We start from the raw sequence: 24,716 nt of genomic DNA, 5'->3' as shown, positions 1-24,716 counted from the left end.
CAATGACAACTTACGAAGAAGTATTTGAGAACAACAAAAAATGGATTGCAGAAAAGAAAGCCACTAATGCAGATTTTTTTAAAAAATTAGCTGAAGGTCAAAATCCTAATTTCTTATATATTGGTTGCAGTGATAGTAGAGTGACTGCCGAAGAATTAATGGGTGTTGAACCCGGTGAAGTTTTTGTCCACAGAAACGTAGCCAACGTTATTGCAAATACTGATTTGAACGCAATGAGTGTAATTGACTATGCAGTAGGCACCTTAGAAGTTAAGCACATAGTTGTATGTGGTCATTATTTTTGTGGGGGTGTTAAAGCCGCTATGCAAGCTAAAGACTTAGGTATCTTAAACCCATGGTTAAGAAACATTAGAGATGTTTATCGACTGCATAAGACTGAGCTAAATGCCATTGCAGATGAAAACAAAAGATACAATCGATTGGTTGAATTAAATGTAGAAGAGCAATGCATCAATGTTATTAAAACGGCCGTTGTTCAAAAGACTTATCTGAAAGGTGGCTATCCTTTGGTACATGGATGGGTGTTTGATGTACAAAGTGGACAATTGATAGATTTAAAAATAGATTTTGATGAAAAATTACATGAAATTCAAGAAATCTACAATTTAGGAGCGGGAGAATAATTTTTAATCTCCTTCTGAAGTTCAGCACCGAATTAAATAGGATTAAAACAACTTATTTAATTGGGTGTTTTTTTTGTCCAAATTATCAACTTTAAAATTGTAAAAAATCATCGAATGAACTACTCAAGAATAGCCCAAATTGAAAATGAAATTCTACCCTTAAGAAAAGAATTAACCGATCATCGCCTATATAATCAATTAAATAGCATTAATGATATTCAAACTTTTATGGAATCTCATGTTTTTGCTGTTTGGGATTTTATGTCATTATTAAAAGCCCTCCAGATAAAGTTAACGTCCGTTTCGCTTCCTTGGATACCCTCTAAAAATCCAATTCTCTCGAGGTTCATTAATGAGATAGTTTTTGGAGAAGAAAGCGATGTGAATGAACTGAATGAGCCCAAAAGTCATTTTGAAATGTATATAGATGCGATGCAACAAATTAAGGCAAACACTGAACCAATATTGAATTTAATCAATTCTATTTCAAAAGGAGTGGCTGTACCTGATTCTCTCAACTTAATTGGAGCTTCGAAAGCCATAAAGGAATTCGTCGCCTTTACCTTTGAGACAATTAATAGCGATCAACCTCACTTAATTGCTGCAGCATTTACCTTCGGAAGAGAAGATATAATACCCGACATTTTTATAGAAATTGTCAAAAATGCAGAAAAAAATAATCAACATGTTTCCTACAACAAACTCACTTACTATTTAATAAGGCATATTGAAATAGACGGAGATGAGCACGGTCCATTATCTCTCCAAATGGTTGCAGAATTGTGCGGTAACGATGAGCAAAAATGGAAAGAAGCTTCGCAGATTGCTCAAATAGCACTAAAGAAAAGAATTGCCTTGTGGGATAGTATTGCGGACAGAATCAGTGTGGAAGATTTAGTGGCACTGCAGCTAAAGTAAATTATTCGTTAAAATAGGGTTAATATTGTGGGTAAAATTTAAACACAATGAGACCCCTATTGGATCGAATTTTCTTCAATCTGAATTACTATTTATTCTTTGTAGGATATTTCATCATTACTCGATTTATTTTTTTAGCCTACCACTCTGATTACACCGCAGATTTAGATAGTCTCACTTTTTGGATGATTCCGTTTAAAGGTTTACGATTAGATTTAGCTGCCGCTAGTTATTTTACATTTATTCCTATTCTGATTACTTCGGTATCGGTATGGTTAAAGAATAAACTAACAAAATCGATAATAACTGTATACTCTTACTTAATCATCTTCACTGTCAATATTTTATTTTTGTTTGACATAGGATTATATCGTTCTTGGGGTATGCGATTGGACGCTACACCTTTGATGTACCTAAATACACCGAAAGAAATGTTTGCCTCTGTTACCACCCCTTTGCTAATTGGTAGTATTGCCTTTTGGATTGGATTCTCCGTATTACTTTGTTTTCTTTTCAATCGAATGATTAGTCGAAAACTACTCCAATTGGAGGCCGTAAAATTTTGGCATGCCCCAATTATTTTACTTTGTATTATTCCACTTGGAATTGCTGGAAGAGGTGGATTACAAACAGTTCCTGTGAATCAAAGCAATGTATATTTTTCAGATAAAATGTTTGCTAATCATGCTGCTGTTAACTTTACTTGGAGTTTTATTAATGCGTTAAGCTACAAAGCCTACAGCACTGACAATCCATTCATTGAAATGGAAATAGATACTGCTAAATCTATTATTGAAGCAGCTAGAAAACCATTAAGGGTTTCTATCACTAACGATAGTCTAAAGCTATTTAATACCAACCGACCCAACGTTATATTAATCCTTTGGGAAAGTTTAACTGCTAAGGTTGTTGCGCAGTTAGGTGGTGAACAGAATGTGACACCTAACTTAAATTCGCTTGTAAAAGAAGGTGTTTTCTTTGATCAGTTTTATTCTAACGGCGACCGCAGTGATAAAGGATTAATTTCTATCCTGAGCGGTTATCCTCCACAACCAAATAAAAGCATTATAAAAAATACCAACAAAGCGAGTTCCTTACCATTCATGACCAAGAAAATGAGCGAAATAGGTTACCACAATTCTTATTATTATGGCGGTGATTTAAATTTTGGAAATATGAACTCTTATCTCAGAAATGGAGGGATTAACGAATTCGTTTCTGGTGAAGACTTCAAGAAAAAAGATTGGAATTCAAAGTGGGGAGTGCACGACCATGTGCTACTAAATCGATTTTTATCTGATATTAATAAAGAACAAAAGACACCGTTTTTCAAGATATTATTTACGTTAACGAGCCACGAACCTTTTGAGTTCCCCGGAACGTATGCCTTTGGGAAAGACTCTGAAGCTAACCTATTTAGAAGTGCACACCACTATACAGACGAAGCTATAGGAAAATTCATCGCAGAAGCAAAAAAGCAACCCTGGTGGGATAATAGTGTAATCATTATCATGGCAGATCACGGTCATCCACTACCGGCACTAAATGGTTTTTTCCATGCACAACACAAGTTTCACATACCTATGTTATGGTTGGGTGGTGCTTTAGCGTGTAAAGATACTATCATCTCAAATATTGGAAGCCATACTGATTTTGCCTATTCCTTCCTACCTCTTATTGAAGGTGATAATAGCTCATTTGAATGGGGCAATAATATATTCATAAAGTCTGATGCTCATTATGCGCACTATGTATTTAATAAAGGGTTTGGGGTTGTCAATCAACATGGAGCAGTACTTTATGATTACCACAAAAAAAGTAATTTGATTAATAATAATGAAGGACTAAACTCTTTAGTCGATTTAGGAAAGGCACTTACACAAGTCACCTATCAAGATTATATTGAAAGATAAGCTATTGAACTGAAAAACAAATCTGCGCTCCATTTGTCTATTTCGAGTGCAGACTATAGAAAAGAATCCTATAAATATTGTTTGGTTAAAACGTGATTTGCGTACTCAAGATCATGCACCACTTTTTGTTGCCGAAGACTCCAAACTCCCGTACCTGATACTGTATTGCTTCGAACCAGATATCATAACACATCCTGATACCTCAATCAGACATCTACAATTTATTTACAACTCCTTACTGACAATAAACAAGTTACTTTCTCCTTTCCAAAAACAAGTAACCATCCAGTATGGTAGTGCGCTCAACATTTTTGAGAAACTGATCCATACCTTTCAGATAAATAAGGTCTACAGTTACAATGAAACAGGAATTGTTTTAACTTGGAAAAGAGATATCGCTGTTAAGCATCTATTAAAGGACAATGGCATCCAATGGAAGGAGTTTCAGCGGGATGGAATCGTAAGAGGTATTAAAAACAGAGTGAACTGGGACAAAAGTTGGTTTGATACTATGAGCAAAGCAACTTTACAGAATAGATACACTATTTCTAAAGAAGTTCTACAATTCAATTATTTTCCACTACCTAATAAGTTTCTAGCTTTAATAAATAATTACGATTCCAATTGGCAACCTGCCGGAGAAGTCAATGCATGGAGATATCTAAACTCATTCACCCAGGAGAGAGGTAAAAATTACAGTAAACACATCTCCAAACCCACCGAAAGCAGATTGAGTTGTGGAAGAATTTCACCTTATTTGGCTTGGGGAAACATTACCATAAAGCAAGCACTTCATCATGTTAGGTTTCATCCCAACTATGTTAATAATAAGCGAGCATATGGAAATTTCATCACTAGATTAAAATGGCATTGTCATTTTATTCAAAAATTTGAGGTGGAATGTACGTATGAAACAATATGCATAAACAGAGGATATGAAACCTTGGAATACGACTACAACCCTTCTTTTATTGAAGCTTGGAAAAATGGAAAAACTGGTTATCCACTTATAGATGCATGTATGCGATGCGTCGCAAAAACTGGGTGGATTAATTTTAGAATGAGAGCGATGGTCGTCTCTTTTTTCTGCCATCACCTTGATCAAAACTGGAAAGATGGTGCTTACTACTTAGCACAACAATTTCTAGATTACGAACCAGGTATTCATTACCCACAATTTCAAATGCAGGCTGGAACGACTGGCATTAATACTGTTCGGATTTATAATCCAATTAAACAATCATATGATCACGACCCGGAAGGAGTTTTTATAAAAAAATGGGTGCCAGAACTCTTAAATGTTCCAAGTTCATTCATACATGAACCATGGAAAATGACGAATATGGATCAAGTTTTCTGTGGTGTATCACTAGGAACAGACTATCCTTATCCAATCATTGATTTGAAAGAAAGTGGAAAAATGGCACGTGAAAAAATATGGGGTTATCGAAAAAATCCGATTGTAGAACTTGAAAAGAGTCGAATAATAAATACCCATACACGACCTAATCGCAGAAAAGAATAATGAATTGACTTTTTCGTATTTTTATTTCAATTATTAAATAGGAATCAGATGAAAAGTATAATTACGTCGATGGTATTGTTTCTTTCAGTTCCTATTTTTGCTCAATCTATTTATTTTCCGAGTAAGCTTCAATCGAGTTCTTGGGACACACTTTCTCCACAGGCGCTGGGATGGTGTCTCCAAGAAATAGATAGTTTGTATCAATTTCTAGAGACTGAAAACACAAAAGCCTTTATTGTGTTGATAGATGGTAAGATAGTACTTGAAAAGTACTTTGGAACATTTACCAAGGACAGTTCTTGGTATTGGGCATCAGCCGGAAAAACAGTTACTGCAGTACTAACGGGAATTGCACAACAAGAAGGCTTACTCTCAATATCAGACAGTACTTCAAAGTATTTGGGGCAAGGGTGGACGAGTTGCACGCCAGTTGAAGAGGGAAAAATCAGCATTTGGAATCAACTAACGATGACCAGCGGTTTGGACGATAGCGGAAATGTAGATTGTACAATTGATACTTGCCTGAATTATAAAGCTGATGCCGGAACAAGATGGGCCTACCACAATGCACCCTATACATTGATAGAAAATGTAGTGGAACAAGCTAGCAACTCCTCCTATCAATCATTTACCAATACTAGATTATTTTCCAAAACAGGCATGCAAGGCTTGTGGTTAAAAATTGGTTTTAACAATGTGTTTTTTAGTAAAGCAAGATCTATGGCTCGTTTTGGATTATTAATTCAAGCTAATGGAACTTGGAATGGTGATTCAGTATTGACAGATCAAACTTATTACAATGATATGATAAATTCCTCCCAACCAATTAATCCTTCATATGGATACTTATGGTGGTTGAATGGAAAGTCAAATTTCAAACTACCTTCGACTCAACTGACTTTTCCAGGTCCATTATTTCCTGATGCTCCCACCGATATGATAGCTGCCTTGGGTAAAAATGGACAAATTGTCAATATCTCTAAAAACAAACGAATGGTAATGATACGAATGGGCAACCCTCCTTCTGGAGCTGTCTTTTCGGTTCCTACAGCGTTTTGTAATCAAATATGGCAACACTTAAATCATGTGATGTGTGCCACTTCTTCGGCTAAAGAAAACCCTTTAATTAAGGAAATTAGTGTATTTCCCAACCCAACTCACTCATTACTAAACATCATTATTCCTTCACCTATGCAGCTAACCGAATTAACTTTATATGATTTAGAAGGGAAGGAATTATTAAAATCAAATGATAATCAAATAAATACCCACCACCTAAAGAACGGATTATACCTCTTAAGAATAGTAACCTCTGATGGAGTTGTGAATAAACGAATTATTAAACGATAAACAGATTCAATTTCTTAATCCGACAAATTCTGGTTTTCCTGAACTTATTATTTTATAAAAATTAATTAGGACAAAACTATCCGAATTAATTAGATTTACTAACTTTGTAATAAAATCTAAAATATGTTTTCAAAAGCATGTGAGTACGGCATCAGAGCTGCAATTTACATTGCCTCAAAGTCGCTTTTAGAAGAACGTGCAACCCTAATTGATATAGCAGAAGAAATTGATTCTCCTACAGCCTTTACGGCAAAAATATTACAGCAATTAGTGAAGAGCAACGTTGTTCATTCTATCAAAGGTCCGCATGGTGGTTTCTTTATTCCTGTAGAAGAAATGAAAGAAGTTAAACTTGTTCAAGTAGTGGTAGCCATAGATGGAAATAAGTTATTTACCGGCTGTGGACTTGGGTTAAAACAGTGTAATGAAAATCATCCTTGTCCGGTGCATTTCAAGTTTAAAGAAATCCGAAACGAGTTACAGCACATGTTAGAAAACACAACAATCAAAGAAATGGCGGAAGGGGTAGAAACCGGATTAGCTTTCTTAAGACAATAAACCAATTGCTTTATGCCCAGTGAAATTCTAGATATTAACGATATCAAAAACTTAGTGGACACCTTTTACGGAAAAATCCGAAAAGACGATTTATTAGGACAAATATTTAATGATCGTATTCAAGATAGATGGCCAGAACATTTAGAAAAAATGTATCGCTTTTGGCAAACGATATTATTGGAAGAACATACCTATAATGGTAGTCCTTTTGCTCCACATGCCAATCTACCAGTTGGAAAAGAGCATTTTAGTAAATGGATTGAAATATTTCATCATACAATTGATGAATTGTTCGAAGGTAAAAAGGCCGATGAAGCTAAATGGCGAGCAGGAAAAATGGCTGAAATGTTCCATTTTAAAATTCAGTATTATCAAAACAATAGCGCTTCTCCGATCTCATGAGTGTTAAAACAAAATATCCGGTTGCCATTGTAGTCACATTTTTATGGATTGGCTTTGTTTCCGCCATCAGTTTTATGGAAGCTTGGCTAAAATTTCAAGCCAATGGAATAACACTATCTCTTGGATTAGGCATCGGTCAACTAGTATTTGGAGCACTCAACAAAGTAGAATGGATTTTTGCGATTGCGATTCTAGTTCAATACCTCAATAGTCGAAAATTATTGTCATTTTCTTTGGGTTTTTACTATATCTCCTTCTCTATCCTCATCTTACAAACATTCTGGCTCCTACCCGACTTAGATGCTAGAGCGGAGTTAATCATACAAGGTCAAATTGTACCATCATCGTATTTGTATTTTTATTACATTGCTTTAGAGGTTATTAAAGTTATTTGTTTAACCATATTCGGTATCCGTTTATTCAAAAAATAGAACATGAGTCAAGAAAATATCATTGAAAAAATCAATAAAAAATATCAAGAAATAGGCGAAAATCCCGACACCTATTTGAATGGTTTATTACAGGCAAAACCAATTAACTATTGGGATTATATTGAGGTAGAAACCCTGCTTTCTTTACAACGTCCACGTACTGATTTTAAAGACGAAGAGATTTTCATTTTGTATCATCAAGTAACAGAATTGATGTTAAAATTGATGGTTCATGAAATCAAACAAATTCTAGAGGAGGACTCCTTAACAGAAGAATTTTTAATGTCAAAATTTAGTCGACTTAATCGCTACACGGAAATGTTAATCAACTCATTCGACATTATGAAGGATGGTATGGACTACGATGATTACAATACTTTTAGAGCGACTTTAGCACCTGCTAGTGGATTTCAAAGTGTTCAGTTTAGATACATCGAATTGTACTGTACTCAACTAGAGAACCTAATTAATGATGAAGGCAAAAAGCGCATTGGCGACAATCCAACAGTAGAAGATTATTTTGAACATATCTATTGGAAAGATGCTGGAATGAATCGAAAAACTGGTAAAAAAACATTGACTTTAAAGCAATTTGAAGACAAATACTTAGATGGCTTGATTTCACTAGCTAAAAAAATGAAAGGTAAAACCATCCAAGATCGATTACAGGATATAGAAAGTCCATCTGAAGAATTGCAAAATAAACTAAGGGAATTTGACCACTTATACAATGTAGCATGGCCATTAGTACACTTACAGACGGCACAACATTACTTAGATAAAAAAGGAGAAAACAAAGCCGCTACGGGTGGTTCTGAATGGAAAAAGTACTTACATCCAAAGTTTCAGCAACGAAAGTTTTTTCCTAACTTATGGACTGATAATGAAAAAACAAATTGGGGTGATTGAACCTCCAAGCCTAAAAACAAAAGTGATGGAAAGAAAAGACTACGAAACGGTTACTGAAGCCTTACACGATTTAGCTCAGAATGGGTATACATTTGACTTCTCCATTTCTGATGAGAAGGATTGTATTATTTGCGAAAAACATGATGTTCAATTGTCCGATGAAGACTTTGAAATTGATGCTGTTTATCGGTTTGAGGGAATGAATGATCCTGGGGACTCTATGATTGTCTATGCCATCTCATCAGCGAAGTTCAACCTAAAAGGGGTTGTCGTTAATGGCTATGGAGTCTATTCCAATAGCTCTGCTGCTAAAATTGTAGAAAAATTGAGTAAGCACCCTTAAAGTACTCCCTTCAAAATAATGGAAGAAAGAAAACCCATTAAAAGGCACATTTCATTACAACCGTTAAGTAGAGAACACCACCAAGGCCTATTGTTATGTATGAAAATCCGAAAAGGGTTAGCTAAAAAAGTGGCGCTTGACAGAATTTCAAATTATGTTCAGTGGTTTTATGAGGAATATTTAGAAGAGCATTTTAGAGCGGAAGAAAGCAGTGTATTCCCTATTTTAGGAAATCATCATGAGCTAATTAAAAGAGCTTTAGCTGAACATCGGCGATTAATTCGTTTAATAGAGAATAGGGAAAACTTGGAACGTTCTCTTCATGCTTTTGAAGAGGAATTAGAAAAACACATCCGCTTTGAAGAAAGGGTACTATTCAATGAAATTCAATCCATCGCAACTCCGGAACAACTTAAAGTTCTAGAAAAAGTGCTTTCTGAAGGTACTATTTGTGACAATTGGAGCGATCAATTCTGGAAATAAGATTAACGTACCATCTCAACATCTTGCAAAACAAGTAATTAGAAATTAAAATTCAATCCATACTAAAACGATAGGAATTAAAGAGTTTTAATTACTTTTACCAAGTTTTTATAAATAACCTTGGTGGAAATAGTTAGTACTTTACTTATACCCTTTCTTTTAGCCCTTTTCTTATCCATTAATATGGGAGCAAGTGGCACATCTACTTCATTTGCTGCAGCGTACGGGGCAGACATTTTAAAAAAGAAATGGATTCCGATTCTTTTCGGGATTATGGTAATTGCTGGCGCATTTATAGGAGGTAAAGAAGTTTCATTAACCTTAGGAGAAGGTATATTAGCTCCCGAGTTATTTACCCCTCTATATACCTCTATCATACTCTTTACTATCACAATTTCACTTTTTGCGGCCAACTTAATGGGTGTTCCTCAGTCTACTAGTCAGACTACTGTATTAGCTATAGCAGGCGGTGCAGCAGCATTAGGAGAACTAGAAGTAAATACTTTATTCTTCGAAATCATTCCAATGTGGTTTATTCTTCCAATCCTAGCATTTACAATTACTTACATTGTTTCAAAATGGATATTTCCACACATTAAAACAAAATCTCTGGAAGGAGATTTTGAACACATTAGAAGTTATCAAGGTCTAAAAATTGCGTTAATCATTGCTTCACTTTATGTTGCGTTCTCAGTAGGAGCCAATAATGTAGCTAACGCTGCTGGGCCAATAGCTTCATTGTTTTACAACGAATTTGGAATAGCTAATTATAACGGATGGTCTATTTCCATGCTGGCTTTAATGATAATGGCTCCATTCTTTGGATTTGGTAGCTACCTACTAGGATTTAAAGTCACTCGATCTGCAGGAAAAGAAATCGTGGACATTACTCCTTTCTATGCCACTTTGACCTCAGTAATTGTCGCTTCACTCCTACTCTATGCTTCTATCGTGAAGGGCGTTCCTACATCACTAGTGCAATTAAATGGAGCTTGCTTTATTGCGCTTAGCATGACCAAAACTGGTAAGAAGAGTACTTTCTCAAACAAAACTGTAAAAAAGTTTCTGACAGTATGGATGGTTGCTCCAGCTTTTGCTTTTATACTGACTTATGGGTTGACGTTGATAGCTAATCTGCCACTTTAATGATACGCTATTTAAATGGCGTCAATGCTTTGCTGAGAGAATTATACAAGTTTGCACTAATTGGCCATAAAGGCAAACGAACATCGTCCCCACAAATATTTAGAATTTGCAAAGCCGCTTTCACTCCACCAGGATTTCCCTCAGCGAATAGCATTCCAATAATATTGAACACTTTGTAATGATTTTCTTGTGCGGTTACCACATCATTATTTAAAGCATCATTTATCATTTTTGAAAAGGTAGCAGGCAAAGCGTTCGCAACTACAGAAATAACTCCCTCTCCTCCACTTGCGATAAATGGTAATGCTAAAGCATCATCTCCAGAAACTAGATAAAAATCCTTAGGCATTGCCAATTTGATGGCCATTGCTTGTTCTAAATTTCCTGAAGCTTCTTTAATTCCTATAATATTCTTAAAATCATTCGCTAGTCGAACAGTAGTTTCTGGTAATACATTACTGGCTGTTCGCCCAGGAACATTATATAAAAATATAGGTCGTGGAGCCACTTTGGCTAATGCCTTGTAATGTTGGTAAATTCCCTCTTGAGTAGGTTTATTATACATCGGACTTGCCGAAAGGATAGCGTCAATACCTGAAAAATCGGTTTCTTGCATTGTCTCTATTAAATCCTGAGTATTATTGCCGCCAATACCTATCATAATAGGCACACGATTATTAACCGATTTGACCACTTGAGCTACTACTTTTTTCTTTTCATCCTTGTTTAATGTAACTGATTCTCCTGTGGTTCCAAGTACTACAACATAATCAACTCCTCCTTCAATAATGTAGTTCACTAGATTATCAAGTCCTTTATAGTCGACTTCCTTTTCTTTGTTGAATGGTGTTACAATTGCTACACCGGTTCCTGTAAATTTTCTTTTCATTTTATTTAATTAAACTGAGGTAATGCTTAAGTTGTTTTATTAAAAATGGGATACTTTTATCACTTGATATATCAATGGTTAAGTCACATACCTCTGCTCTGTACGTAATATTTGACCCCGTTTTAAATTTTGCCTTTGATAAAGAAACAATATATCTAATTGGAAAGTAGGAACGAATAGAACAGTCAATTAATATATCAAACTCTTTATTTATGAAATCTAATGTCTCTTTTTTTTGAGGAACGTACAACCAGTTTACTTCTTTTTTACTAAAATATTGATAATCCAATTCTGGTTTCGCTTTATCATACCATTCCTTGTTACTGATATAACCTAACGTTTCTACTTTAATTCGTTCTTCTTTTAGGAATCTGGCAAAATCTCGAATTACTTCATCTGATTTCAAGTCAAAATGAAAGACAATCCCGACAGATCTAGCTGATTCCAAGCCAGTAGACCGAACTTCGCGTTTTAATTTAGCAATCTTGCTTTTCAGCAATAAATTGGCAGCTTTTGTTTTTATATTATCAATCAATGCTCCTTCTATTTAATAACTATATCAGCAACTATTGGTTTTCCTAAATCACCATTTAACTTTTCAATCAACTTTGATTTTGCCAAATTTAATTCATGTTTCAAAGCGGAAGAATCCAATTCTAAATGAAGAACCTTGTTTTTTAAATAAATTTCTTTCGTGTGTTTCGCAATCATTTTTCCTACTATTTTTTCCCACGATTGAATCAACTCTACTTCATCTAGCTTATTGGCCAAACCATACGCTCGAAGCATTTTATCAATCAACTCTTTTAGTGGTGCTTCATTTTTATGCGACATCTACAGTTCCTTTTTTTACCACGAAAGTACGACAATCTATATCCAATTCCTTAAATATATCTGAGAGTCTTTTCTCATGTGTATCGGTTATAAAAATCTGACCAAAGTCGTTACTACTCACAATTTCCATCAACTTGGCTACACGTTTATCGTCCAACTTATCGTAAATATCATCTAGAAGCAATATTGGTGGGATAGAAACTATTTTCTGAATATACTCTGCCTGAGCCAGTTTTAATGCTAGTAAATACGTTTTTTGTTGGCCTTGCGATCCGAACTTTTTAATTGGAAAACCATTAATTGAAAACTCTAAATCATCTTTATGCACTCCCACTGTAGAATAATTCGCACGACGGTCATTATTTCGAGCTGCCAATAGACCTTCTTGAAAATTAGAGTCATTTAACTGAGAGACATAATCCAAGTGAACCAATTCATTATTTTCAGCAATAAAAGTGTAGTATTTCTGAAAAATTGGAATAAAGTTCTCGATAAAGTACTTCCTTCCATCATAGACCTTTTGGCCATGATGTATCAATTGTTCGTCCCAAATGGCCAAACTATCTTCATCAAAACTTCTAATTTCTGCAAACTTTTTCAACAATCTATTCCGTTGTGCAATCGCTTTATTATACTGCATAACATGCTCAAGGTAAGGACGGTCGTATTGACTAATTATTAAATCCAAAAAACGTCGTCGGACATCACTGCCATCTAGAATTAATGATGAGTCGGACGGCGAAATCATTACTAGAGGCAATAAACCAATGTGATCAGAAATACGTGTATAATCTTTTTTGTTTCGTTTAAACTGTTTCTTTTGCCCTCTTTTAATACCGCAGTATATACTCTCATTTTGATCTAATCGATGAAAATCTCCCTGAATAACCATAAATGGCTCTTCATGTCCAATAATTTGTGAATCCGATGGATTGAAATAACTCTTGCTGAAGGAAAGGTAAAAAATAGCATCTAGCAAATTGGTTTTTCCACCTCCATTATTTCCAACAAAACAGTTGACATTTGAATGTAAATCCAAAGTAGCCTCTTTGTAATTCTTGAAGTTCAGAACCGATATATTCTTTAAATGCATGTCCCTTTTTTTGTGCGATCCAAAATTAAGCAATCGAATACTTTGAAACATGCTACTTAAAAAATTTGTCGATTGTAAAAAAAAAGTATTTTTGCAGCCTTATAAACAATTGAACTATGGCTAAGCATAAAAACGAAGAAGAAGAATTATTTGTAGATGTAGAAGAAGTATATGGCAAAACTGAAACATTTATAGAGGAAAATAAAAAGCCAATCATTTCAGTGATTGTTGGTATCGTGGTAGTTATCGCAGGTTATTTTGCATATGCAAACTTCGTTGCAGCACCCAATGAACAACAAGCAAAAGAAATGATGTTCATGGCTGAACAGTATTTTGCTCAAGATTCTTTGAATAAAGCAATCTATGGTGATGGTGTAAATCTGGGATTTTTAGAGATTCAAGATCGATTTGGTAGCACAAAAGCTGGAAATTTAGCGTCCTATTACCTTGGAATTTCATTTTTAAGAAGCGGTCAGTTCGAAGCAGCTATCGACGCATTGGAAGATTTTAGTAGCGATGATGTTCTAATTAGTTCAATCGCTTTAGGAGCTCAGGGAGATGCATACATGGAATTAGGTGATAAGTCTAAAGCAGCAAGCTTTTATTCTAAGGCGGCTAAAGAGAATGCTAACGAATTTACTTCTCCTATCTATTTTATGAAAGCTGGAATGGCGTATGAAGCTGCCGGAGAATACAAAGATGCATTAGAAGCCTTTAAAGCAATTAAAAAAGACTATAGTGCTACTGCTGAAGGTAGTGAAGTCGAAAAGTACATCGCTAGAGTAGAAACGTTTATCAATTAAGAAAAATATGGCTACAGCCAATTTATCAGCATACAACATAGAAACAGTTCCGAATGCGCAGTCAATGCGATTCGGAATTGTTGTTTCTGAGTGGAATGAGAAAATTACTTCAGGACTTCTGAACGGAGCCAAGGCCACCTTGTTGAAACACGGTGCCACTGAGGATAACATTACCATTATCACTGTTCCCGGAGCATTTGAACTGCCGTTAGGAGCTCAAACATTATTAGAAAATACTGATGTAGAAGGTGTAATTTGCCTGGGTTGTGTCATTCAGGGAGAAACCAAACACTTTGATTTTGTTTGTCAAGGCGTTACCAAAGGAATTGTTGATGTTAGTATCAACTATAACCGTCCTGTCATCTTTGGGGTTTTAACAGATAATAATGAACAGCAAAGTATAGATAGAAGTGGTGGAAAAATGGGGAACAAAGGAGATGAAGCCGCTGTAACTGCCATTAAAATGATTGACCTTCAACGTAGGTTTGAAAAAAAGGACTAACCTAATCCATCTTAATCAGATTAGCCTTAATATCATGCTCGTGCACCAATTGCTCAGTAAATTTATTTTGACCAAATGGAATTAAAATATTTAATTGACCGTTTTTAAGGTCAGCCATTGTGGAAAGTAATTTCCATTTACTGACGATTTGATTGACATCATCTGTTTTTTGAGCGATTTCAAAGTAGTGCTTTCCTCTCCTATTTTTTGCGGTTATATCAGGCGTAAATTGAATTTCTGAATCTTTCTTTTTAAATGGAACAGGCGAATCATAATCTTTTGAAACTGATCTAATATCATCAAACCCTTTTCGTTTTACTTTTCTTATTGCCGAATCCATTAACTGATTAAAATTCTTGTTTGCTCTGGAAGTTTGTAACATAATTCTATTGATTTTTAGAAAGTTAATAATACAAACATTGCAGCAAAAATCATTCCGTCAGTCTGTAACGTCACAATAACATGAGTTTAAGTGAAGTGAAACCACTATTTCTTTTTTGTTTTCGTGGTCTTGAGCAACTGCTTTCTCATTGTGATGAAAGCAATCAACAATACAAATAGTAATACTGGTCCTACAAGCTGATCCATTTCATTGTGATAAACATGCACTACTATAGCCCCTGCCATTATGATTGAAAGACCAGTAGCAGCAAATAAACGAACTTTAGGAATCAACAGTCCTAAAGCCGCAGATAGCTCTAGAAATCCTAGTAAAAGCATTAGTCCGATAGGAATATCATAACGATCGAAACTTTCGACCATCATATCTGTACGCATTAATTTGCCAAATCCTGCACCTATAAATGCAACCATCAATAAAATTGTAATAATGTTTAATGTAATTTTTTTTGCTTTAGCTGTCATAATACTCATATTTGTTTCTGCAATTTAACCCAAAAAAATTAATAAATAAATACCCCAGTGATAATCCACTCTTTAAATCAGAAGAATGAATCAATACATTAGAAAATATGCTCCTTATCTCCTATTTGTTTTCGCCATTGGATTATATTTCAACACCCTTAATCATGGATATGTTTTAGACGATTTCTCCTTAATCAAGGAAAACTTTGTTGTAAAAAAAGGAGTAGACGGAATTAAGACCATATTTACAACCCACTATAGATATGGGTATGGGTTTCAATCAGGTTCATTATATCGTCCCTTAACACTTTCGATTTTTGCTTTGCAATGGGAGTTTTTTCCGGACCAATCGTGGTTTGCTCATTTGACTAACCTGTTGCTTTATGCGCTTTCAGGAGGACTGCTATACCAATTATTGATTAGATGGATGGATCCTATTGTAGCGTTAATCGCTTCTGCATTATTTATAGCTCATCCCATTCATACCGAAGTGGTGGCCAACATTAAAAGTTTGGATGAAATTCTAACTATCTTACTATTAATCGTCCTATTGTATCATTTGCATAGATGGGTTACAAAAAATGAGAAGAAACAGCTTTACTTATCAATGTTTGCTCTTTTTATAGCTTTGTTAGTTAAAGAAAGCGCTATCACCTTTTTGGGAGTAATTGTAATTGTATTATACTTTTTTGAAAAACAATCCATCAGTGACAGTTTAAAGAAAACGCTTCCTTTTCTAATCCCATTGATTCCCTATTTTATTTTGCGATTCAATGCCTTGAAGTCAATGACATCGAGCGCACCTGTAGCTAAAATTGACAACATGCTTGTTGGCATCGATTCTACGGCTAGTTTATTTGCAACTAAAATTTATTTAATGGGGCTATACCTATATAAGATAATCTTCCCATTTACCTTGATGAATGACTACTCCATTCAACAAATCCCTTTAGTCTCTTTGACTGATTGGCAATTTAATCTTTCATTAATTGTGGTTGTGATTTTAGCTATAATTGCAATAACGCAGACTAAAACTAAAAGTTTAATTGCTTTCGGTATCTTTTTGTATGTAATTACATTAAGTGTATCATCCAATCTAATTATCACCATAGGAACGCACTTCGGAGAACGATTGGTTTTCCTACCCATTTTAGGATTTTGCATCATTGCCGGATATTTAATTCAGCGATTGATTATTCAGAAAAAGTTCCAGATGATTGGTGTGATTGGAACAGTCATAGTACTTATTTTATTTTCTGTGAAAACCATCAGCAGAAACAAAGCTTGGAAGAGCGACCTCATTCTCTACTCAACAGACATTAAAAATTGTCCCAATAGTGCTCGTTGTAATTACAGTTATGCATTAGAAATTATGAAAGAAAAAGCTTTAAAAGCAGTCAATGAAGTAGAACAACAACATTACTATGAAGAAGCTGAACAACATTTCCTAAAGGCGATTCAATTATACCCATCCTATTCAGACGCCTACGGAAATTTAGGACTCTTGAAATATAGAACTAAAAAACACGCTGAAGCTGAGAAATATTATCTCAAAGCAATCGAACTAAACCCCAATAATGCAATAGTCCTTTCTAACTTAGGAGCCATCTACTTCGAAATGAAGCAATATGAAGCTGCTAAAAATACTTATTTCAAAGCATTAAAAGCAAATCCCAATATGGCTGATGCCAATGCTAATATGGGGGCAACCTTAGCTACTCTTGGTCAATTAGAAGCTTCTATTCCTTATTTTGCTAAGGCTATTGAATTAAACCCTACGAACATTCAAAACTATTATTATTTGGGAATAACCTATCAGAATGTGGGCAATGGAGCGATGGCTAAAAAGTATTTGGACCATTACCACCAAATGAAATAGCACCAATTAGAAAAAAAAATCCCGAAGTACTTTTTATATTTGAGTATCTCGGGATTTGATTATCATGTGACTATATTGCTCCTAATGATTTTTCAGTAATTCTGGATATTTAGCCTCAAACCTTTTTAATCGAGGAATTGACACTTTCTGGATGTATGGATTATTGGGATTATTCTTTTCATAGTTTTGATGATATTCCTCTGCTTTATAAAAGTGTTGTATTGGCCTTACTTCTGTAACAATTTCACCATCAAACACGTTTTCAGTTTCTAACGCTTTAATATGATTTTCAATAATTCTTCGCTCATTTTCATCATTATAAAAAGCAATAGATCGATATTGAGCTCCTCTATCAGGTCCTTGCTGATTTAGTGTTGTCGGGTCATGAGAACCGAAAAACACCACAACAAGAGTTTTAAAATCTACTTTTAAAGGATCATAATAAACTTCAACAGCTTCTGCATGCGATGTTCTCCCTGCACTTACCTGTTCATAAGTTGGATCTTTTTCAGTTCCTCCGGCATATCCTGAAACCACTTCTACTACACCATCTACTTCCTCAAAAATGGCTTCTACACACCAAAAACACCCACTGGCAAAATAAGCTTTGCTAAAGCCATTCAAATCTTGAATATTTTTTGCTTTTTGTGATTGCTTTTTTACTGTTTCAGGAGTTGAATTACTACAAGCAGCAACTAGAAACAATAATATTATTGATGTGTAAAACGTATTTTTCATAAGTTAATTAAGGTAAGGAGTTCTTAAAAGTTTGGTACGAACTCGGAGAATAATAAGTGGTATCACAACCCAATTCAATTGCTTTATTTTCAATTTCAACTACTCGATCAGCTGCTGGCGGGTGCGTACTTAAAAATTTTGGCACAGTACTTCCACCTGCCGCACTTAACTTCTCAAAGAAAGTCTTAGCTCCATCGCATCTGTAGGGTGTTTGAGATAAATACTCAACAGAATAGGCGTCTGCTTCAGATTCAGCATCACGACTAAAAGCTAACCCTGCGGTATTGCCGGCAACTCCAGCTAAAATCTGTGACAATTGTCCAGGCTCTTTACCTAAAACAATATTCAACAATAAGCTAATTCCGTACTGACGTTGCATTTGTTTCACTGAGTGACGACGATCAGCATGCGCAATTTCGTGCCCCATAACGCCCATTAAATCATCTTCGTTATCCAAATATTTAATCAAACCTGTATAAAAGAAAATGTATCCACCAGGAGAGGCAAAGGCATTCAAGACACTGTCATCTTGAATAATATAAACTTCCCAAGCGAATTCATCTTTATATCCGATTTTTCCCGTATTTAATATACTATCCTTAAGACCTCTAATATATTCATAAGCAAAAGGATATTTAGCTTCATCTAAAACAGGATATTCATTAGGATTAGCAAAAATTTCGGCCTTTAATTGAGCTCCTAACTGCTTATCTTGTTCAGGAGAAAATAACAATACCGTTTCTTTATTATCATCCTTCTTACATGCCGTGAAACTTAATGCCACAGCCAATACTAATGTGATTCTTTTGATCATTGAATTAATGTTATAAATTTTTGCAAAGGTGCACCAAACTCTTTAAAATTAAAAGTCTTCTTCGTTTTCTTCCTCGTTTGAATAGAGCATCGACTGAAATAAATCGTTAAAACGCAATTTGGTCTCCATGCGCTTTCTGCCTAGCAGTGAATATTCTGCCAATCCATGCAGTAAAAATTCCATCATTAAAAATTGCTCTTGTTTTGGTAGAGTTTTAAACTTTGATTCTATTAATTCTTTCATTCCAGGTATATTAGTCAATTCTTCTTGATACACTTGATCAGTATAGTCGGACTCAATATCGACTACGTTATTAGAAAATGAATTAATAATCAAATTATACTTCTCTGCTTCTATTGTTTTATTCTTTTTCAAATCTTTCAATTCTGGAAAATAATTTACCACTAATGTTCGAATAGCAGCTTGCACAATAGCGTATGCTACGTTTACCGCCCCTTCTTGCTCACCCTCATAAACCATTTCAATTTTTCCAACAAGAGCCGGCACAACATTCATAAGATCTGCTACACGGGCTGTTGTTATTTTTTCTTCGTTTATAATACATCTTCGTTCTGCTGAACTAACCATGTTTTCATAAGCAGCAATTGTTAAACGTGCTGAAACGCCACTCTTAGCATCTACGTATTCACTTTTTCTTGCTTCGAAAGCAATTTGCTCGAGTAAGTCTTTTAACAGTTCAGGAACAATTACCAACTCCTTCTGTAAAGGACTTAATTTAACTTCTTGTGCAGTTATTTCTCTGGCCAAAGTTAAATTCTTGGGGTAATGTGTCATTATCTGACTTTGTATTCTATCCTTAAGTGGAGTAATGATCGATCCTCTATTGGTATAATCTTCTGGATTGGCAGTAAAAACAAATTGTAAATCTAAAGGTAATCTCAATTTAAATCCCCTAATCTGAATATCCCCTTCTTGTAAAATATTAAACAATGAAACTTGAATTCTTGCTTGCAAGTCGGGCAACTCATTAATAACAAAAATCCCTCTATTCGCCCTTGCAATCAAACCAAAATGAATAACGCGCTCGTCTGAATAATCTAACTTTAAGTTAGCCGCCTTAATAGGGTCAATATCACCGATTAGATCTGCTATACTAACATCTGGAGTTGCTAATTTCTCTGTATATCGATCTTCTCTATGCAACCAAGTGATGGGAGTTTTATCCCCTTCGTGTAATATCAATTCTTTAGCATAAAAAGAAATGGGGTTAAAGGGATCATCATTAATTTCTGAGCCTTTTACAATAGGAATGTATTCATCCAGTAAATGAACCATCAATCGAGCAATCTTTGTTTTGGCTTGCCCTCTCAAGCCCAATAAATTAATGTTATGTTTAGCTAAAATTGCTCGCTCTATACTTGGAATTACAGTATCCTCGTATCCATGTATTTCTTTGAAAACCTGTTCTTTTGATTTTAATTTACCCAATAAATTATCTCGCAATTCATCTTTTACTTTCTTGGATTGATATCCACTTTTCTTTAGTTCTCCCAAAGTGGTGATCTGCGTTAAATCGCTCATATATTTCTCTTTTTATTTCGTTCGTAATCAGCAAATATGAAACCTCCAAGCCCATCTAAACCTGAATAGAACGCTTTGCCGTTGTTCGCTTCGGTAAACTGCTCCACAAACTTCTGTAAGTATGGATCTTCAGCAATCATAAAGGTGGTGATTGGTATTTTCAATTTTCGGCATTGAGCTGCCAAATTCACTGTCTTGTTTAATATCTTAGGATCTTGTCCCCAACTGTTTTGATAATACTCTCCGTTTTCAATAATACAAGTTGGTTTTCCATCTGTTATCATCAAAATCTGTTTATTAGACGACTTCTTTCTTCTCAGTAAATCCATGGCTAATTCTAGACCTGCAACAGTGTTAGTATGATATGGACCAACCGTTAAATATGGTAAATCTTTAATTTGGACTTGCCATGCATCATTTCCAAACACCACTATATCCAAACTATCTTTCGGATAACGAGTGGTTATGAATTCGGCCAAAGCCATGGCCACCTTTTTTGCAGGAGTAATTCTATCTTCTCCATATAAAATCATTGAGTGAGAAATATCAATCATTAACACCGTTGATAACTGTGTTTTATGGCTAGTTTCCTGAACCTCTAAATCATCTTCCGTCATTTGAAAATCTTCAATTCCATGATTTATTTGAGCTCTTTTAAAAGATTCTGTAAAGTCGATTTGCTCAAAACTATCACCAAATTGAAAGGGACGTTTATTAGAAGTGGACTCCTCACCTTTTCCCACATATTTGGTTTGGTGATTTCCATTAGTCCCTTTCTTCATTTTACCGAAAATTTGATCCAATGCCCGTTTCCGGATTAATTGTTCAGTCTTCGATGTAATTTTTGAAGTAGAATCGTTTGGGTCAGTCCGGAGTAAGCTCTTTTTTTCTAAATCCTTACGGAAGTCATCTAAAGTATAATCATCATCGGTAATGTGATGAGCAGCATCCAATTGTTTCATCCAATCAAATGCCTCCTCTACATCACCTGAGGTATAAGTCATCAACTCTAAAAAAAGCTTCAATAAACGCTCAAATGGCGTTTGGGTGGAATCTTCTGTAAATTCACTAAATCGGAATCCAATCATAAGTTTAAAATTACAACTTTAAACAGCTTTCCAATTGCTTTGTTCTTATAAAAAAGGTTAATCGCTTAAATAGAAAATTGGCTTTTCCTACCTATAAATAAATAATCAATTAATCGTTAAGATCACGGTCTGAAATTAGTAGTTAAACTGGAAAAATTTGGTTTGCAAACAGAACACTGTCCGAAAAATGATCCCGATTTATTCCTGTTTCAATATTGTTCTTAAAAAAATATTCAACCATTTTTTCTGTTGGCATATTTCCAGTTAGTTCATCTGCCGCCATCGGGCAGCCACCAAACCCTTTAATGGCACCATCAAATTCAATACATCCATTATTATAGGCTGCAGCTACCTTTTCTTCCCATGTATCAGGTGTAGTGTGTAAATGAGCTCCAAATCTAATATTAGGTAATTCAGGGATTAATTGGGCAAATAAACTACTTATATTTTCAGGGGTTGAAACTCCAACAGTATCAGATAGGGCTATTTTAGCAATGTCTAATGCCGCCAACTTCTCCGCCCACTCCGTAACCACATCAGGATGCCATACATCTCCATATGGGTTTCCAAATGCCATTGAAATGTATACCACTAATTGCTTATTGTTTTTCAAGCAGCCATTTTGAATAGCTTCTACCCTTTTCAATGACTCCTCTATAGAAGAATTGGTATTACGCTGCTGAAAGGTTTCAGAAATAGAAAATGGAAAACCCAAATAATCTATTTCTTCAAAATGAAAAGCATCCTTTGCTCCTCTTTCATTAGCGATAATTGCCAATAATTTAGATTTCGAATCCTTTAGATCTAACTTTTTCAGGACTTCAGCAGTATCCTTCATTTGAGGTATTGCCTTAGGTGAAACAAAACTCCCAAAATCAATAGTGTCAAAACCCACTGTTAATAATTGATTGATATAATTAACTTTAACATCAGTTGGAATAAAATCATGCAATCCTTGCATGGCATCTCTTGGGCATTCAGTTAACTTAAGCATTGGCGGTATTTTTAAAATAATTCGCGATTTCCTTATTAATTCTCTTCACCGTTCCGGGTCCTCCATAAATAAAACCACTGTAGATTTGCAATAAATCTGCACCTGCTTGCAATTTTTCAATAGCATCCCTTCCAGTTTGTATTCCACCAACTCCGATCACAATAAAACTATTTTTAGACTCAGTTTTCAAATACCTTATTACTTCTGTTGATCTTTTAGTTAAAGGTTTACCACTTACACCACCTGCTCCTATGGCTTCTATTTTTGAGGTTGAAGTTTTTAATTCAGATCGATCTATCGTGGTGTTGGTTGCAATTACCCCATTAATTCGAGTAGCCTTCACAATCTCTATTATATCATCCAGCTGAGTATTTGTTAAATCGGGAGCTATTTTTAATAGAATTGGCTTCGGTTGGATTTGTTGTTGGTTTAAAACTTGTAAACCTTTCAATAAATTAGTTAATGGCTCTTTTTCTTGTAAATCTCTTAAATTAGGAGTATTGGGCGAACTTACATTTACTACAAAGTAATCCACATAATCGTAAAGCGCTTTGAAACAGTAGGTATAATCGTCCATTGCGCTATCGTTAGGTGTCACTTTATTCTTTCCAATATTACCGCCTACTATAATGCCTTTAGGTCTATTTTTCAATCGTTCTACAGCTTCATCTACGCCGCCATTATTAAAACCCATGCGATTTATTATCGCTTCATCCTTTGGCAACCTGAATAACCTTGGTTTGGGATTCCCTTCTTGTGGTTTGGGCGTTAATGTTCCAATTTCTATAAATCCAAAACCAAAAGCAGACAATTCTTTGTATAACTTTGCATCTTTATCAAAACCTGCAGCTAAACCAACAGGATTAGGAAAATCGAGCCCCATCAATTGCTTAGAAAGGAGATTTGATTTGAAACTGTAGTTTTTTATGATTAATTTTCTAACCCACTCCTGTTTATAGGTTGATTTAATCAACTGAAAGGTAAAATGATGAACTTTTTCAGCATCGAACTTGAATAGAATAGATTTTATTATGCTATACATGGAGTGTTTTTTTTGAAAAGCAAATTTAAGTACAACAAATCTAATACACCTAAATTATCTCAGAGATATTGAACCATACCGAATCGATTGAAATTGAAAATCTTCAATTAATTAAAGATTTTCCAGCGGTTACTCTTTATCAATTTTCTACCAACAAGCTCTATTTTAAATTCAAAGAAGGAGCTGATATGGAACTTGACGAAATGATAGAATTAACGAATACATTTCTACCATACGCCGAACTAGGAAGACGTTTTTTAATAACAGATGCAAGAGTAATTAACTATAATATCTCTCCTGAAGCACGCGACTATGTAGCTAAACATAAACGAGCTCCAGAATTAGGATTGAGGAGCGCATTATTGGTCAATAGTATTGGAATAAGATTAGTCGCGAACTTTTTCATTCGCTTTAACAAGCCTAACATCCCTACACGACTTTTTAACGACGAGTCCAAAGCAATTAATTGGCTGAATTCTATCGATTAAATACTTCAAAAGTATTATCAGTATAAAACACTATTATCTTATCGATTTTTTTTTTGAATAAATCGTTTGATTTAGAATTAAGATCCTCTTTTTCTTCACTTTTTTCTTCATTATTCGAGAATGATGGTCCTGGTTCCTCCTCCTTAATCTTAGAATTTTCCGATGAAATAATAGTGGATGGCGCTTTTTCAATTTCCCTATCCAAACCAACTTCCACTTCTTTTGGATTGGATTGCTTTCCATTAATTAACCATTGAGCATCTATTTTTGGATAATACTCCATTATCTTTTGAATAAAATCCAAACTGGGTTTATTTCGTCCACTCAATATGTGTGAAATACTTGAACGTTGCACACCAATTTTGTCTGCAAAACTAGAAGGTGATTCATTGTAAACCTTCATTACATATTTAAACCTATCTATCAAATCCATATTTACAAATGTAATTAAATTTAAAGTTACATAAGTAAAACTATACAAAAGGTTAATAGAATAAAGCTAAATCACATCAACTAAAGATTTA

29 protein-coding genes are annotated in these 24,716 nt (G+C 34.8%); 16 read left to right on the top strand and 13 right to left on the bottom strand.

Annotated elements, in window-relative coordinates; translation table 11 throughout:
* Window positions 1–2: 2 nt before the first annotated feature.
* The 12 genes from GQN54_RS06070 (at window position 3) to GQN54_RS06015 (ending at window position 10,622) form a co-directional block, all read left to right on the top strand.
* The gene (locus GQN54_RS06070; protein WP_160632621.1) at window positions 3–644 is read left to right on the top strand and encodes a carbonic anhydrase; all 642 of its coding nucleotides are present in this window, start codon (window positions 3–5) and stop codon (window positions 642–644) included.
* Window positions 645–758: 114 nt separating this feature from the next.
* Window positions 759–1,562 carry a DUF3050 domain-containing protein gene (locus GQN54_RS06065; RefSeq protein WP_160632620.1) on the top strand — a complete coding sequence of 268 codons (804 nt, stop codon included), beginning with the start codon at window positions 759–761 and terminating at the stop codon, window positions 1,560–1,562.
* Window positions 1,563–1,609: 47 nt separating this feature from the next.
* The gene (locus GQN54_RS06060) at window positions 1,610–3,475 is read left to right on the top strand and encodes an LTA synthase family protein (protein WP_235932980.1); all 1,866 of its coding nucleotides are present in this window, start codon (window positions 1,610–1,612) and stop codon (window positions 3,473–3,475) included.
* Between the two features lie 46 nt (window positions 3,476–3,521).
* Window positions 3,522–5,000 carry a cryptochrome/deoxyribodipyrimidine photo-lyase family protein gene (locus tag GQN54_RS06055; protein ID WP_317163946.1) on the top strand — a complete coding sequence of 493 codons (1,479 nt, stop codon included), beginning with the start codon at window positions 3,522–3,524 and terminating at the stop codon, window positions 4,998–5,000.
* 48 nt (window positions 5,001–5,048) lie between these two features.
* The gene (locus GQN54_RS06050; protein WP_160632619.1) at window positions 5,049–6,350 is read left to right on the top strand and encodes a serine hydrolase; all 1,302 of its coding nucleotides are present in this window, start codon (window positions 5,049–5,051) and stop codon (window positions 6,348–6,350) included.
* Window positions 6,351–6,473: 123 nt separating this feature from the next.
* A complete protein-coding gene (locus GQN54_RS06045; RefSeq protein ID WP_160632618.1) occupies window positions 6,474–6,908 on the top strand; it encodes an RrF2 family transcriptional regulator in 435 nt (144 codons plus the stop codon).
* A 12-nt stretch (window positions 6,909–6,920) separates the two neighbouring features.
* Complete coding sequence (locus GQN54_RS06040) at window positions 6,921–7,310, top strand: group III truncated hemoglobin (protein ID WP_160632617.1); 390 nt, start codon at window positions 6,921–6,923, stop codon at window positions 7,308–7,310.
* Window positions 7,307–7,741 carry a hypothetical protein gene (locus GQN54_RS06035; protein ID WP_160632616.1) on the top strand — a complete coding sequence of 145 codons (435 nt, stop codon included), beginning with the start codon at window positions 7,307–7,309 and terminating at the stop codon, window positions 7,739–7,741. Before GQN54_RS06040 ends, GQN54_RS06035 begins: the two co-directional genes overlap by 4 nt.
* Before the next feature lie 3 nt (window positions 7,742–7,744).
* Window positions 7,745–8,650 (top strand): tryptophan 2,3-dioxygenase family protein, encoded by a 906-nt coding sequence (locus GQN54_RS06030; RefSeq protein ID WP_160632615.1) that lies wholly within the window; start codon window positions 7,745–7,747, stop codon window positions 8,648–8,650.
* Window positions 8,625–8,993 (top strand): phosphoribosylpyrophosphate synthetase, encoded by a 369-nt coding sequence (locus tag GQN54_RS06025; protein ID WP_235932978.1) that lies wholly within the window; start codon window positions 8,625–8,627, stop codon window positions 8,991–8,993. Before GQN54_RS06030 ends, GQN54_RS06025 begins: the two co-directional genes overlap by 26 nt.
* Window positions 8,994–9,011: 18 nt before the next feature.
* The gene (locus tag GQN54_RS06020; RefSeq protein WP_160632614.1) at window positions 9,012–9,476 is read left to right on the top strand and encodes a hemerythrin domain-containing protein; all 465 of its coding nucleotides are present in this window, start codon (window positions 9,012–9,014) and stop codon (window positions 9,474–9,476) included.
* 123 nt (window positions 9,477–9,599) lie between these two features.
* The gene (locus GQN54_RS06015) at window positions 9,600–10,622 is read left to right on the top strand and encodes an inorganic phosphate transporter (RefSeq protein ID WP_207554835.1); all 1,023 of its coding nucleotides are present in this window, start codon (window positions 9,600–9,602) and stop codon (window positions 10,620–10,622) included.
* 7 nt (window positions 10,623–10,629) lie between these two features.
* On the opposite strand, the gene dapA is transcribed toward GQN54_RS06015, so the two are convergent.
* From dapA to recF, 4 genes are read right to left on the bottom strand one after another with little or no spacing between them, the layout of a single operon-like run.
* Window positions 10,630–11,511, bottom strand: a complete 882-nt coding sequence (gene dapA, locus GQN54_RS06010) for a 4-hydroxy-tetrahydrodipicolinate synthase (RefSeq protein WP_160632612.1) — start codon at window positions 11,509–11,511, stop codon at window positions 10,630–10,632.
* A 1-nt stretch (window position 11,512) separates the two neighbouring features.
* Entirely contained in the window at window positions 11,513–12,046 is a 534-nt protein-coding gene (locus GQN54_RS06005; protein ID WP_160632611.1) for a DUF6913 domain-containing protein, read from the bottom strand.
* Window positions 12,047–12,054: 8 nt separating this feature from the next.
* Window positions 12,055–12,345, bottom strand: coding sequence for a DUF721 domain-containing protein (locus tag GQN54_RS06000; RefSeq protein ID WP_160632610.1), 291 nt, complete (start codon window positions 12,343–12,345; stop codon window positions 12,055–12,057).
* Complete coding sequence (gene recF / locus GQN54_RS05995; protein WP_160632609.1) at window positions 12,335–13,438, bottom strand: DNA replication/repair protein RecF; 1,104 nt, start codon at window positions 13,436–13,438, stop codon at window positions 12,335–12,337. The genes GQN54_RS06000 and recF overlap by 11 nt, the downstream gene beginning before the upstream one ends.
* Window positions 13,439–13,554: 116 nt before the next feature.
* On the opposite strand from recF, the gene GQN54_RS05990 reads away from it, so the two are divergent.
* Together GQN54_RS05990 and ribH are read left to right on the top strand one after the other, a co-directional pair.
* Window positions 13,555–14,241: a tetratricopeptide repeat protein gene (locus GQN54_RS05990; RefSeq protein ID WP_160632608.1), complete on the top strand. Its 687-nt coding sequence runs from the start codon at window positions 13,555–13,557 to the stop codon at window positions 14,239–14,241.
* 7 nt (window positions 14,242–14,248) lie between these two features.
* Window positions 14,249–14,743 (top strand): 6,7-dimethyl-8-ribityllumazine synthase, encoded by a 495-nt coding sequence (gene ribH, locus GQN54_RS05985; protein WP_160632607.1) that lies wholly within the window; start codon window positions 14,249–14,251, stop codon window positions 14,741–14,743.
* Window position 14,744: 1 nt separating this feature from the next.
* Here the strand turns inward: ribH and GQN54_RS05980 are convergent, their stop codons facing one another.
* Window positions 14,745–15,125 (bottom strand): hypothetical protein, encoded by a 381-nt coding sequence (locus GQN54_RS05980; protein ID WP_160632606.1) that lies wholly within the window; start codon window positions 15,123–15,125, stop codon window positions 14,745–14,747.
* Between the two features lie 104 nt (window positions 15,126–15,229).
* Window positions 15,230–15,607 carry a DoxX family protein gene (locus tag GQN54_RS05975; protein ID WP_160632605.1) on the bottom strand — a complete coding sequence of 126 codons (378 nt, stop codon included), beginning with the start codon at window positions 15,605–15,607 and terminating at the stop codon, window positions 15,230–15,232.
* A gap of 85 nt (window positions 15,608–15,692) precedes the next feature.
* Between GQN54_RS05975 and GQN54_RS05970 the strand changes: the two genes are divergently transcribed.
* Entirely contained in the window at window positions 15,693–17,486 is a 1,794-nt protein-coding gene (locus GQN54_RS05970) for a tetratricopeptide repeat protein (protein ID WP_160632604.1), read from the top strand.
* Window positions 17,487–17,567: 81 nt separating this feature from the next.
* On the opposite strand, the gene msrA is transcribed toward GQN54_RS05970, so the two are convergent.
* From msrA to GQN54_RS05940, 6 genes are all read right to left on the bottom strand, one after another.
* A complete protein-coding gene (gene msrA, locus GQN54_RS05965; protein ID WP_160632603.1) occupies window positions 17,568–18,224 on the bottom strand; it encodes a peptide-methionine (S)-S-oxide reductase MsrA in 657 nt (218 codons plus the stop codon).
* A 7-nt stretch (window positions 18,225–18,231) separates the two neighbouring features.
* The gene (locus GQN54_RS05960; RefSeq protein WP_160632602.1) at window positions 18,232–19,038 is read right to left on the bottom strand and encodes a M48 family metalloprotease; all 807 of its coding nucleotides are present in this window, start codon (window positions 19,036–19,038) and stop codon (window positions 18,232–18,234) included.
* A gap of 48 nt (window positions 19,039–19,086) precedes the next feature.
* Window positions 19,087–20,580, bottom strand: a complete 1,494-nt coding sequence (locus GQN54_RS05955; protein WP_160632601.1) for a sigma 54-interacting transcriptional regulator — start codon at window positions 20,578–20,580, stop codon at window positions 19,087–19,089.
* Window positions 20,577–21,668: a vWA domain-containing protein gene (locus GQN54_RS05950; protein ID WP_160632600.1), complete on the bottom strand. Its 1,092-nt coding sequence runs from the start codon at window positions 21,666–21,668 to the stop codon at window positions 20,577–20,579. Before GQN54_RS05950 ends, GQN54_RS05955 begins: the two co-directional genes overlap by 4 nt.
* Window positions 21,669–21,810: 142 nt before the next feature.
* Complete coding sequence (locus GQN54_RS05945) at window positions 21,811–22,662, bottom strand: hydroxymethylglutaryl-CoA lyase (protein ID WP_160632599.1); 852 nt, start codon at window positions 22,660–22,662, stop codon at window positions 21,811–21,813.
* The gene (locus tag GQN54_RS05940) at window positions 22,655–23,704 is read right to left on the bottom strand and encodes a quinone-dependent dihydroorotate dehydrogenase (RefSeq protein WP_160632598.1); all 1,050 of its coding nucleotides are present in this window, start codon (window positions 23,702–23,704) and stop codon (window positions 22,655–22,657) included. Before GQN54_RS05940 ends, GQN54_RS05945 begins: the two co-directional genes overlap by 8 nt.
* Before the next feature lie 68 nt (window positions 23,705–23,772).
* Here GQN54_RS05940 and GQN54_RS05935 point away from each other — a divergent pair, with 68 nt between their 5' ends.
* Complete coding sequence (locus GQN54_RS05935) at window positions 23,773–24,192, top strand: DUF7793 family protein (protein WP_160632597.1); 420 nt, start codon at window positions 23,773–23,775, stop codon at window positions 24,190–24,192.
* Here GQN54_RS05935 and GQN54_RS05930 read toward each other — a convergent pair.
* Window positions 24,182–24,625, bottom strand: coding sequence for a helix-turn-helix domain-containing protein (locus GQN54_RS05930; protein ID WP_160632596.1), 444 nt, complete (start codon window positions 24,623–24,625; stop codon window positions 24,182–24,184). The genes GQN54_RS05935 and GQN54_RS05930 overlap by 11 nt on opposite strands.
* Between the last annotated feature and the right edge of the window lie 91 nt (window positions 24,626–24,716).

The organism is Acidiluteibacter ferrifornacis (assembly GCF_009909615.1).
In the GTDB taxonomy this organism is placed as follows: domain Bacteria; phylum Bacteroidota; class Bacteroidia; order Flavobacteriales_E; family Vicingaceae; genus Acidiluteibacter; species Acidiluteibacter ferrifornacis.
The sequence above is the reverse complement of the archived record's forward strand: the minus strand, read 5'-3'. Positions and strand labels throughout refer to the sequence as shown.